9 protein-coding genes and 4 pseudogenes are annotated in these 11,306 nt (G+C 62.6%); 6 read left to right on the forward strand and 7 right to left on the reverse strand.

What is annotated here, in order from left to right:
- Positions 1-9 precede the first annotated feature (9 nt).
- The 4 genes and pseudogenes from Q2941_RS40525 to Q2941_RS40540 all read right to left on the reverse strand — a co-directional run bounded on the left by Q2941_RS40525 (position 10) and on the right by Q2941_RS40540 (position 4,661).
- A complete protein-coding gene (locus tag Q2941_RS40525; protein WP_458195988.1) occupies positions 10-753 on the reverse strand; it encodes an ABC transporter ATP-binding protein in 744 nt (247 codons plus the stop codon).
- On the reverse strand, positions 746-2,419 hold the full coding sequence (locus Q2941_RS40530) for a branched-chain amino acid ABC transporter ATP-binding protein/permease (protein ID WP_027527796.1): 1,674 nt from the start codon (positions 2,417-2,419) through the stop codon (positions 746-748). Before Q2941_RS40530 ends, Q2941_RS40525 begins: the two co-directional genes overlap by 8 nt.
- A pseudogene (locus tag Q2941_RS40535) lies at positions 2,416-3,376 on the reverse strand (branched-chain amino acid ABC transporter permease). Before Q2941_RS40535 ends, Q2941_RS40530 begins: the two are co-directional and overlap by 4 nt.
- A 64-nt stretch (positions 3,377-3,440) precedes the next feature.
- The gene (locus tag Q2941_RS40540) at positions 3,441-4,661 is read right to left on the reverse strand and encodes an amino acid ABC transporter substrate-binding protein (RefSeq protein WP_458195989.1); all 1,221 of its coding nucleotides are present in this window, start codon (positions 4,659-4,661) and stop codon (positions 3,441-3,443) included.
- 269 nt (positions 4,662-4,930) lie between these two features.
- On the opposite strand from Q2941_RS40540, the gene Q2941_RS40545 reads away from it, so the two are divergent.
- Positions 4,931-5,788 (forward strand): helix-turn-helix domain-containing protein, encoded by an 858-nt coding sequence (locus tag Q2941_RS40545; protein WP_458195990.1) that lies wholly within the window; start codon positions 4,931-4,933, stop codon positions 5,786-5,788.
- A 30-nt stretch (positions 5,789-5,818) separates the two neighbouring features.
- Here Q2941_RS40545 and rpiB read toward each other — a convergent pair whose 3' ends face one another.
- A complete protein-coding gene (gene rpiB / locus Q2941_RS40550; protein WP_458195991.1) occupies positions 5,819-6,268 on the reverse strand; it encodes a ribose 5-phosphate isomerase B in 450 nt (149 codons plus the stop codon).
- A 337-nt stretch (positions 6,269-6,605) separates the two neighbouring features.
- Between rpiB and Q2941_RS40555 the strand changes: the two genes are divergently transcribed.
- The 3 genes and pseudogenes from Q2941_RS40555 to Q2941_RS40565 form a co-directional block, all read left to right on the forward strand.
- On the forward strand, positions 6,606-6,896 hold the full coding sequence (locus tag Q2941_RS40555; RefSeq protein WP_458195998.1) for a transposase: 291 nt from the start codon (positions 6,606-6,608) through the stop codon (positions 6,894-6,896).
- A 192-nt stretch (positions 6,897-7,088) separates the two neighbouring features.
- Positions 7,089-7,175, forward strand: a pseudogene (locus Q2941_RS40560) (IS3 family transposase); the annotation flags it as partial.
- Positions 7,176-7,189: 14 nt separating this feature from the next.
- Positions 7,190-7,384, forward strand: a pseudogene (locus Q2941_RS40565) (DDE-type integrase/transposase/recombinase); the annotation flags it as partial.
- A 137-nt stretch (positions 7,385-7,521) separates the two neighbouring features.
- Here the strand turns inward: Q2941_RS40565 and Q2941_RS40570 are convergent.
- The gene (locus Q2941_RS40570; protein WP_458195992.1) at positions 7,522-8,895 is read right to left on the reverse strand and encodes an IS30 family transposase; all 1,374 of its coding nucleotides are present in this window, start codon (positions 8,893-8,895) and stop codon (positions 7,522-7,524) included.
- Positions 8,896-8,938: 43 nt separating this feature from the next.
- On the opposite strand from Q2941_RS40570, the pseudogene Q2941_RS40575 reads away from it, so the two are divergent.
- Positions 8,939-9,211: pseudogene (locus tag Q2941_RS40575) on the forward strand (IS3 family transposase); the annotation flags it as partial.
- A 190-nt stretch (positions 9,212-9,401) separates the two neighbouring features.
- Here the strand turns inward: Q2941_RS40575 and Q2941_RS40580 are convergent.
- Positions 9,402-9,716, reverse strand: coding sequence for a hypothetical protein (locus Q2941_RS40580; RefSeq protein WP_458195993.1), 315 nt, complete (start codon positions 9,714-9,716; stop codon positions 9,402-9,404).
- A gap of 413 nt (positions 9,717-10,129) precedes the next feature.
- Between Q2941_RS40580 and Q2941_RS40585 the strand changes: the two genes are divergently transcribed.
- Entirely contained in the window at positions 10,130-10,579 is a 450-nt protein-coding gene (locus Q2941_RS40585; protein WP_458195994.1) for a cupin domain-containing protein, read from the forward strand.
- Positions 10,580-11,306: the final 727 nt, after the last annotated feature.

Here is an 11,306-nt window from a genome sequence, read left to right on the forward strand (position 1 = left end):
GCTCCATGGTTACGGGGATGGCTGTGACGCGGTGGTCGGCGCGCGCGCCTTGCCGAGATAGGCGCGCTGAATGTCGGGATTGTTCTTCATGTCGCTTGCCGAACCCGTGCCCGCGTTGCGGCCGGACTCGATCAGATAGACCCGGTCGGCGATGTCGAGACTGGCGCGCGCGTTCTGCTCGACGAGCAGTACGCTGACGCCGCCGTCGCGGATCTGCGCCAGCGCGCGAAACACCTCGCGGCTGAGCAAGGGCGAGAGACCGAGCGAGGGCTCGTCGAGCAGCAGCAGGACAGGGTTCGACATCAGAGCGCGGCCAATCGCGACCATCTGCTGCTCGCCGCCGCTCATCGTCCGCACGGCCTGGGTCATGCGTTCGGTCAGGCGCGGGAACAGCGCGAGCACCTTGGCAAGCCGCTGCTCTTCACCGGCGCGGGCCCGGGCAGGGTAGGCGCCGAGCTGCAGATTCTCCGCAACCGTCAGCTCGCCGAAGACGGCTCGCCCCTCCGGCACCAGCGAGATGCCGCGCTCGACGATCTGATGGGGTGGCAGCTTTGCGATATCTGCTCCCTCGAAGCGGATGCGCGCGCCGGACGTCGGCGTGACGAGGCCGGCGATGCTCTTCAGCAGCGTCGATTTTCCTGCGCCGTTGGCGCCGAGGATCGCCACGATCTCGCCACTGGCGATGTCGAGCCTCACATCCGCCAAGGCCTGATGCTTGCCGTAGAAGTGCGAGAGGGCGGCGATCTCAAGCATCGGCGCCTCCCAGATAGGCGGTCACGACCGTGGGGTCGGACAGGACATCGTCGGGGACGCCGCGCGCGATTACGCTGCCGGCGTTCATCACGATGCAATGGCCGCACAGCGCACGGATCGCGTCCATCACATGCTCGACCATGATGATGGTCATGCCGCGGTCGCGGAGCTTCGCGATCAGAGATATGCCGGTCTCGAGCTCGCTCGGGTTGAGGCCTGCGAGCCATTCGTCGAGCAGTACCAACTGCGGCGAGAGCGCGAGTGCGCGCGCGAGCTCAAGCCGCTTCTGGTCGATATAGGTCAGCTCGCCGGCCGGCGTGTCGTGCATCGGTGCAAGCCCGACGAGATCGAGCACCTCGCGGCTCGTCGCTTTTGCCGGCGCTGCGCTGAACAAGGCAGCCGCCGCGACGTTCTCGGCCACGGTCAAATCCGACATCACCCGCACCAGCTGGAAGGTGCGGGCAAGTCCGAGCCGGGCGATCCGGTATGGCTTCAGTCCGCCGATCATGGTGCCGCCGAACCGGATCGAGCCCGATGCCGGCACCAGCGCGCCGGACATGAGATTCAGCAGCGTCGTCTTGCCGGAGCCGTTGGGACCGATGATGCCGACGATCTGCCCCCGCGCGACCTCGAAACTGACCTTGTCGACCGCGCGCAGGCCGCCGAACGACTTGCTGGCGTCGTCCACGCGCAGCAGCGGTCCGCTTTCGTCGCGGACAGGCGCAGCGCTGGAGGCGCCGTTCGCCGGTATCGACCACGACCAGGGCGCAACCAGCCCGATCACACCTTTCGGCAGCATCATGACGATGAGCACGAAGATCGCGCCGAGCACGATACTGAAATGGTTCGGCAGCGTCGCGGTGAGAACCTCGAACAGCAGCACCAGCGGGATCACGCCGAGCACCGGACCGAATAGCGAGCCGGCGCCGCCGAGCAGCGCCATGATGACGACCTGGAAGGAGATCATCGGATTGAACACGATCGACGGATCGATATAGGTCCAGCGCGGCGCCATCACCGCGCCCGTCACCGACATGAAGATGGCGCTCAGGATGAACACCGCGAGCTTGATGCGGGTGGCGTCGATTCCGGAATGGCTGGCCGCCGTCTCATCCGCGCCGATTGCGCGCAGCGCCAGGCCATAACGCGAGCGGCCGAGCAGGAAGCCGGTCAGGAAAACGAGCGCGGTGAGCCCGAGCAGTTGCCAGTAGAGCACATCCTGCGTCACGGCGCTGAAGAGATAGCGGCCGACGGATTTGTGGACGTTGACCTCGTACCAGATTACGAGCTGGCGGATCAGCTCGGCGAGCCCAAAGGAGAAGATCACGAAGTAGATGCCGGACAGACGCAGCGTGGACAGACCCGTGATCGCGGCGACCAGCGCGCCGAGCACGGCGGCGGCCAGCAGCACGACAGGCCAGGACCATGTCTCGCCGAGGACGGCGGCCGTATAGGCGCCGATGCCGAAGAAGGCGACAGTCGCAAGCGAGATGTATCGGGTCGGCCCGGAGAACATCGCCCACGCGGTCGCCAGGATCGTGAAGTAGAGGACGCTGATGCCGAGCGCGAGATAATAGCCATTGGCATAGAGCGGCAATGCGGCGACGGCCGCGGCGAGCGCGAGCGCCGCACACCATCCAAGTGTCCTGGCGGCCTTCGCGCTCACGCGGCGGCCCTCCCGAACAGGCCAGTCGGCTTGATGAGCAGAACCGCCAGGAACAGCGCATAGGTAGCGGCGAGCGTCAGGCCGGGATCGACCAATCGCGCGACAGCGGTCTCGACGACGCCGAGCATCAGTCCGGCCACCAGCGCGCCCATCACGTTGCCGACGCCGCCCATGATGACGACCACCAGCGCCTTCATGGTGAAGACAACGCCCATCGAGGCGTTGAAGGTGAGGAACATGCTGACCAGCACGCCGCCGATCGCGACCAGACCACCGCCGCAGGCAAAGGCGAAGCCCGACATGGACGGCACGTCGATGCCGACCAGCCGCGCCGCACCGGGATCGACCGCGATGGCGCGGACCGCCGTGCCGATCCGCGTGCGCGTCAGCGCCAGATAGACGACGGTACCGATCACGGCCGCGAACAGCAGCGCGACGAGCCGGTTAACCGCGAGCGTCGTGCCGAGCACGACCACGGGGATGGAGAGATAGCTGTAGCTGTAATACTGGCCACCGAACGCTGAGAATTCGGACGGGGTTATAGTACCCGAGAAGCGACCGAACAAAGAGGGCTTGCCCTCCGCGGAGGCCGTGGAGGGAAGGACCCCGCAGCATGATGCCCTGGATGACGAACAGCATGCCGAAGGTGACGAGGATGCTGTCGATCTCCTTGGCGCCGCGGTCCTTGCCGCGCCGCATGAGACGTTCGAGCAGGAACCGGTAGAGCAGCCAGTTCAGCGCCGCTGCGCAGGGAACGGCGAGCAGCAGCGCAACCAGCGGGCTCAATCCGAGACCGGAGTAGAGGGACAGGGCACCGAACGCCGCCGCAATGAGCGACTCGCCATAGGAGAGGTTCATGACGCGCGCGACGCCGTATTGCAGTGTCAGCCCGAGTGCGATGAGGGCGTACATGCCCCCAAGCACGAGGCCCGGCAGGACGATATCGAACAGCAACATGAAGCGGTGTCCTACTGGCCGGCGGGGGCAGGCCTCACGACGAGACCTGCCCGCCAGGTTGCCGTCACTGCCACTGCGGCTTCGGCACCACGGGCGTGCGTGCACCGGGCAGGGTGGTCGGCGCGAGCCCGTAGAACTCGCCGTTCTGCCACTGGCCGACGCTCCAGACCTCCTGAAGCAGGCCGTCCTTCAACTTGACCTTGCCGATGATAGTGTCGAACGTGCCTGAGCGAATTTCGGCTGCAACCGCAGCGCGATCCACCTTGCCGACCTTTTCGATCGCCTGCTGCAGCACCTGGAGGCTCGCATAGGTGATCGGGCTCGCCCAGCGATCCGGCTCCTTACCGGTCGCCGTCTTGTGGCGTGCGAGATAGTCCTTGAGAAGCGGGGAGTCTGCGTTCCAGCCGCCGATCCCCATCACGCCGTCGCTGTTGGCGGCAAACTTGCCCTTGTAGAGCGGAAAGGCAGTGCCGACGCCGACATAGAAGATCTTCGGGTTGAACTTCAGGAGCTGCGCCTGCTCGGTCAGGGCGATCGTGTCGGGCGGATAGCTGAAGGCGATGAACGCATCGGGCTTGGCGGCAATCGCATCATTCAGCAGCGGCTGGAGATCCTGCGACCCCAGCGGATAGGTCTTGTCATAGGCGAGCGTGAAGCCGTGCTTTTTGAAGGCCTCTCGGCCGGCGGCGGCCAGCTCTATGCCGAACTGATCGGCGACGCTGACCATCGCGACGTTGGTGCCGATCTTGCCTTCGTTCTTCAACTTGCCCAGCAAGTCGGCAAGCGCCTCGGAAATCTGCGCGGATGTGCCGAGCCAGAACGTCGCATTCGACCAGCGCTTCGCAAGCTCCGGCGCCTTGTCCGTGACGGAGGTGACGGCGAGGTGAGGGTAGCCCAACCTGTTCAGGGTCGGGCCGACCGCCAGATTGAGACCGGTACCCCAGGGCGGCAGAATGAAGTCGACCTTGTCCTGGTTGGCGAGGCGCTCGATCGCCTTCACCGCCTCTTCCGAGCTGCTGCGGTCGTCATACTCGACGACCTCGACTGGCAGTCGCTTATCGCCAAGCTTGATGCCGCCAGCCGCGTTCACATCCTTTACCCACAATTCGTAATTGGGCAGCGTTGTGATGCTGGCCCCGCCGGTATAAGGGCCGGTCTTGGAAATCGCATAGCCGACGCGGATTTTTTCTTGCGCGCCGGCGAAGGACGTAAAGGTCGCCAGCGCCGCGGTCATCGCGGTCAAGCTGGTGAGGCGCAGCAACGTTCGACGGTTCACTGAAAACATGTCGATCCTCCCTCCGATTTCACTCGGCTGTTCGCAACGATGAAAGCAGGTCGTTTCCTGTCGCCCGGCTTCTTCTCGGCAGCTTGTTCGAGCCGCCATGGCCAAGACTTGACCCAGCAAGCACCTTGGGCTTTTCTCGCGCAATGGACAAATCCGGCGAAAGATTGGACATTTCTGGTCCGCGAGGCGAACTGCGTCGAGGGGCCGCGGGTGTCAGCCGGTCCGCGCCTGTCGTCGCAACTGGCGGGCCTGCCGCCGTCGGAGCCGAGGTGATCGCAACGCACTACGAGGCACGACGTTGGGCGCTGGGCTCCACGACGTTCCGACCATTCATCCATCTGCTTTGTGTGCACAGCGGTGGCGTCGCGGAGATCTCGGCCGAGGGCAAGACAACTGTATTGGCTGGTCCGGTCCTTGCCTGGCTGCCTCCGGGTTGTGCGACGTATCTCGATGTGTTGGCGGGCACTGCCGCGGGGCTGCTCCACCTCAAATCAGGCGCATGGCATCGCTACCTGCCACCTTCGGCCGAGCCGGCTTATCTCGCGCTCGAAGGAGCAAGGGAAATCCTGGCGCTTCCGGTTGAACCCGATCTTACCACCACCGTGTCGCGTTCGATCGCGGCGATCGCATCCGAGATTTCAACGCCCGCGCGCAGCGGCGCCGCCTCGATCATGTCCGCGGAGTTGACGTTGTGCACGCTGCGATTCTGGCGTCTCTTCGCAGGCGACCACAATCCGGATGAGGAGGGCAGCAGCACGGAGATTTTGAGCCGCTTCCGAAGGCTGCTCGAAGAGCGGTATCACCAGCACTTGAGGGTCGCCGATTATGCCGGTTTTCTTGGCATGACGCCGGATCGCCTGCATGCGTTGTGCACTCGTGAGCTGAAGCGATCGCCAAGCGCGTTGATCCAGCAGCGTGTCGTCAAGGAAGCCGCCGCGCGACTGGAAGCTGGTACTGCCACAGTCAAGCAAATCGCGTTTGCGCTTGGCTTCAAGGACACTGCCTATTTCAGTCGCTTCTTCAGCAAGCACACGGGCGAGGCGCCAGGCGCTTGGCAGAAGCGGGTTGCCGCCCGCGTCAGAAGCGGGCGTTCCAAACCGACGCTTAATTTCGCCGACTGGCCCTGAGGCGCTGGAACCGAATTGCGCGCCGCGGCGCTACCCCTCCAGCGCCTCAATCATCTCCACCCGCGTCGCATGCCGGCCGCCCTCGAACTGGGCGGTCAGGAACGCGTCCACGATGTCGAGCGCCAGCCCTTCGCCCACCACGCGCGCGCCGATCGACAGCATGTTGGCATCGTTGTGCTGGCGGATCATGCGGGCTGAGAATGTGTCGGCGCAGACGCCGCAACGGATGCCCTTTACCTTGTTCGCCGCCATCATGATGCCCTGGCCGGTGCCGCATAGGATGATGCCAAACCGGCAATCGCCGGAGGCGACGAGCCGCGCCGCCGCTTCGCCGTGCTTAGGATAGTGTGTGCTCTCCGGCGTCGTCGGTCCGATGTCGACCACCACCCAGCCGTGCGCCGCGATATGAACGGCAATGGCCTGTCGGAGCTGAATGGCGACGTGGTCGCTGGAGAGGACGATGCGGTTGCTGGTTGTCATGGAGAAATGGTCCCGTTTCCCGAGGCAATCTGGCGGCTTGGCCGAGTTGGATCAGGTGTTTTTTGCTTCGCCAATTTTTCCGGTTCTCGAATGACCACCCCTGCGGCGCGGCCGGCGCCCGGTGCTGAAGGTAGTTTGGTCATCTCTCGGCTCAAATCACACCTTGTTCCCCCGGCTAGCCGATTTCGAGTTGCTGCACCTCGCTGCTGCGCCTGATATCGCCGCGCTTGGCGGCATGGAGCACACCTGAACCTCCTCCGAATTGATGGACACTTGTAGTAGGCTCGAAGAGGCAGGAGGTGTCGGATGGAAGGACGTCAACGTCGGTCGTTTACGGATGACTAGAAGCGGGCAAGCGGTTGATCTCGTAGCGTCGAGCGGGCGCTCGATTGGATCTGTTGCCAGGGAGCTTGGCCTGCGCGATTCCGTGCTGCGGCGGTGGGTGGAGCAGCGAGGGGGCCGGCTGGAGCCGACGGCGCCGACGCGGCGCCCCACAACGCAGGCGACGCTGCCGTCGGCGGACCACGCGGCGGAGATCGCTCGTTTGCAGCGGGAGAACGAGCGGCTGCGTATGGAGCGCGATATTTTAAAAAAGTCCATTGCGATCTTTGCTGGAGTTCCGAAATGAGATTCCACTTCATCGAAGATCGCCGCGCCGACTATCAGGTGACGATCATGTGCGGCGTGCTCGGTGTCTCGCCGGCCGGCTATTATGCCTGGTGGGCGCGCCCGGAGAGCCGGCGATCCGCCGCCAATCGTGAGCTCGTCAGATATCAAGCGGGTTCACCGCGACAGCAATGGCCGCTAAGGCAGCCCGCGCGTCCATGCCGAGTTGAGGGCTCAGGGCCGCGGGGCCAGTCGTGGTCGCATCGAGCGGTTGATGCGCCGCCACGGCATCAGGGCCATCGTGGCGAGGCCACAATGGGTGCGCACCACCGACACCGTCACGATTTCCCGAGCGCCCCGAACCTTCTCGAGCGCAACTTCATCGCCGCCGCGCCGAACCAGATCTGGCTCGCCGACATCACCTACGTCGAGAGCGATCAGGGCTGGCTCTATCTGGCCACGCTGATGGATCTCTACAGCCGCAAAATCGTCGGCTGGGCGATGGCGGATCATTTGCGCGCCGAACTGCCAATGGGCCCTGGCGATGGCCATTGCGACACAGCGGCCTGGCGCCGGCTTGATCCACCATTCAGATCCTGGCGTTCAAGGCGGATTCAAGCGGTCGTCGCAACACCGATTGTGTTCACTCACGATAGCAGCTCGTCAAGCGCCTCTGCCGGTGTTTTCCAACCCAGGGTTTTTCTCGGTCGAGCATTGAGGGCCGCGGCCACGGCGGCGATCTCGTCGGCGCTGTGGACGCTCAGGTCGGTGCCTTTCGGGAAGTACTGACGCAGCAGCCCATTGGTGTTCTCGTTGGTGCCACGCTGCCATGGGCTTTGCGGATCGCAGAAGTAGATTTGGACACCCACGTCGATCTTAAGACGATCGTGCTGAGCCATTTCGGCTCCCTGATCCCAGGTCAGCGAACGACGCAGCTCTTCGGGCAAGCTGATGATGGTGCGCGTAATCGCGTCGCGCACCGCTTCAGCTCCGTGTCCTGCGAGAGCAGGCCCATTCTTCATGCGCGGAGCTTCGCCATGCCCCGCAAGCCGGGGAAGATGCAGCAACATCGTGAAGCGTGTCGTACGCTCAACCAGCGTGCCGATCGCCGAGCTGCCAAGACCAAGGATGAGGTCTCCCTCCCAGTGACCCGGCACCGCGCGATCGGCCGCTTCGGCGGGACGTTGACTGATCATGATCTCCGGCGAGACAAAGCTCTTGCCTCGCCTGCGTACACGCGCCCTGGGGACCCGCAACATGCGCCCCGTTCGCAAGCAGGCCGACAGTTCGCGGCGTAGCGCTCCCCGCCCCTGAACGAAGAGGGCTTGATAGATGGCTTCGTGGCTGATGCGCATCGTCTTGTCGTCCGGGAAGTCGATCGGCAAGCGTCGGCCAATCTGCTCTGGGCTCCAAGCCCTGGCCCATCGCCGATCCTTGCGCGGGCCATGCCGGCGGCCCTTCCACGGAACGGCGGGACCAGGAACGGCAGCGCCACTCGGGGTCGTGACGACGCCGGCCAGTCGCTGCTCCACATAAGTGCGCAAGGTTGTGTTGAGCGCAAGCTTGCTCGGTTTGGGTCGACGGGCCGATCGCTCGGCGTGCCATTGGGCTGTTGACGCACGATACTCCAGGCCGCCGCTGCGCGTCGCGGCATTGCGTCGTAGCTCACGGGAGATGGTCGAGGCGGATCGGCTAAGTCGGCGTCCGATCTCGCGGCTCGAAAGGCCCTGAACGCGAAGAAGTGCAATCTCCTCACGTTCCGCAAACGAGAGGTACCGCCCGGACGGCGGCTTGGTCGAAGTTCTGAACATCGCTGGTGCCATGCCGCCCGCCTGTCGGAACAATCTGGTTCCGACAGGCTGCGACATACCAGCCGCCAATGCAGCATCTTCGCTGGTCATCCCCTGCGCGATCCCCAACCAAAATCGCTGGAGTGCAGATCGCCCCGCTACTGGCGGTCGTCCCGGTGACGGCAACGGCGCTCGTCCAGAACGGTGTGATCGTCGCTTTCGAATGCCCATCGCAACCTCCTTCGTTCGGGTGTTGCGACGACGGCTTGAATCCGCCCAATATGCTCCGGCGGAGTATCGCAAGATGATGCAGTTCGCCGGTTTTCGCGCCTCGATGAGCCGCAAGGCCGATTGCTATGATAACGCGCCGATGGAGAGTTTCTTCCACACGCTCAAAACAGAACTCGTCCATCACCAGCATTATGAAACACGCGAGGAAGCCAGACGCGATATCTTTGCTTACATCGAGGACTTCTACAATCGAAAGCGTCGTCACTCCGCCATCGGCTATATCAGCCCGATCGAGATGGAGCTAAAAGCCGCTTAACTCTGTCCATTTTTTCGGGGGAAGATCACCCACCGTGTCGCACGGATTTGTGGAGTGGTTTCAGGGCGCCTGTGGCCGACGCCTTTGAGACGTCGAAGCGCTCAGAATTTGCTAAGTCATTCTGTACCTCTGGGCCGGCGGCAGCCGCGCCGCAGCCACAAGCAATGCGGGGGCCCTCGAGCGGCAAAGATCAACGCTGCCTGGCCATCTCTAACAAATGCTGTATAGAGCGCGGCAGATCTTCCCCTTTGGCGTAGCACTGCCTCAGTTCGGCGGCTATTTCGGTCGTGACATCTCGCGACCATCCTTCGGCGCTGTTGAAGGCGACGATGCGAACGGGATCGGTATACACTCCGTCCAAGAGGTCACGGATCAGCGTCTCGCGATAGGTATACTGTTCGCGTCCGATCTCGCGCCAGGCACGGCCTAGCCATCCGCCGAACGCCCCCAGCAATACGAGGTACGTGTCATGGTCCGCATCTTCGATCGATGGCGATCGGGGCATGCGCAACAACTCCTATAAAGCCGCAGCCTCAGTCCGGGTGGTCTTCTGGCGTTGCTGACTCCGCCGCAATTTGTCCAGCCCAGTAACGCGACCTCGCCAAGAACACGGATACTGCTCTCCCGGCCCGGAGGGGTACGTAAGCCCGCTGCGCCGGATAGTTCTAAACGAATGAGTCCGGCTAAAAGATTGCTAAAAAGGAGCACTCCTTTTGCGCTACATCAGAGCAGTTAGGCTTCTTGCTGGTCTGTCGCCGCAATCTTGGATTGCGACAAAATGGCGTCTTCATATTGCTTACGCAACATATGATCCTGCAGCGGCAACTAGCCTTCGCTGGGATGCTTTTGCAACTAGGCCTCTCACCGGGACTGCTTTTGAAGTCTGTGTACAATTCATCCAATTTTGTGAGGTGATTGATGTCGTTTGCATTGATTGAAACTGGCCATTGCAATGTGGATCTCAAGTCGTCACCGATCGATGGATCGCAGATCATTGAAGGCAATCCGGAAGCGCGCGCGCACGTGCTGTCGACCAGTGCGTGCGGCACCGCCAAAACCATGATCTGGTCCTGCACCGAGGGTAAGTTCAACTGGTACTACGACCTCGACGAGACCATCATAATCCTCGAAGGCTCGATCGTGCTCGAAAGCGAGGGCATGCCCCCGAAACGCTACGGCGTCGGCGACGTCATCTTCTTTCGCCAGGGTGCGCACGCCAAATGGCATGTCGAAGGCTATGTGAGAAAGATCGCCTTCATGCGCCAAACCGCTCCGATCGGGATCCGTTTCGCCTTCCGCGCCGTCAACAAGTTCAAGCGCATGTTCTTCGCGCCCGGCGGGCGCCGCTCCGCGCGGCTAGCCGGCTAGCGACTTTTGATCGAGCCGTTTCCAAAGCGAGACCTTGATCGACCGGGGCGACGGGCTCGGGGAGGGGCTGGACAGTTACAACCAAATTCGTGCGGGAAAGATCCCCGCACGGCGTCGGCCTGTTCGACGCCCCTAATCAGAGTTTTCTTTTAGGAGTGTGAGGCAGGCCTTTTTCTCCGACAGTTTTCCGCTTATGTTCCGTAAATTTGCGAATATCGCCTGGCCGACCCTTGGCCACCTACTTGGAAAGTGCAGGTGGCTGGCCCGCGAGGGCACCCACTATCGTATTTCCCAGCCCGCTTTCGGGGGTCGGCAGCCTAACGCTAGTCTGATGAGGATTGACGATCGCTACGTGGGTTCATCCTAACGGGCTATCCAGGTAAAAGTGTCATCAACATTTACTGGCGCGTCTTAATTTGCTCCGTGTACAATCGCAAATTTGTCGCCACTTCGTACCCAGTTCTCCCAGTTTTCCTGCTGCAACAGCTCGTGGTTTCCAACTTCGGTCACCTCGGACAGGTGGCGGACTCATGGAAATATTTCGCGCTGAGAAGATTTGTGTTGTCGAGGACAATCAAGCAGAACCTGCCGTATCTGTGACGAGAAAATGTAGCTTGTACGAACAGTGGTGGACACTGAGACCGTATCCCTCCGGTGAAGCTTTCAATTACCCACATTTCCAGCCGCTCCGATTTCGGCGCCGAGTTCGATATCGGTGAGTCTGGAG

This window comes from Bradyrhizobium sp. UFLA05-153, assembly GCF_054185185.1.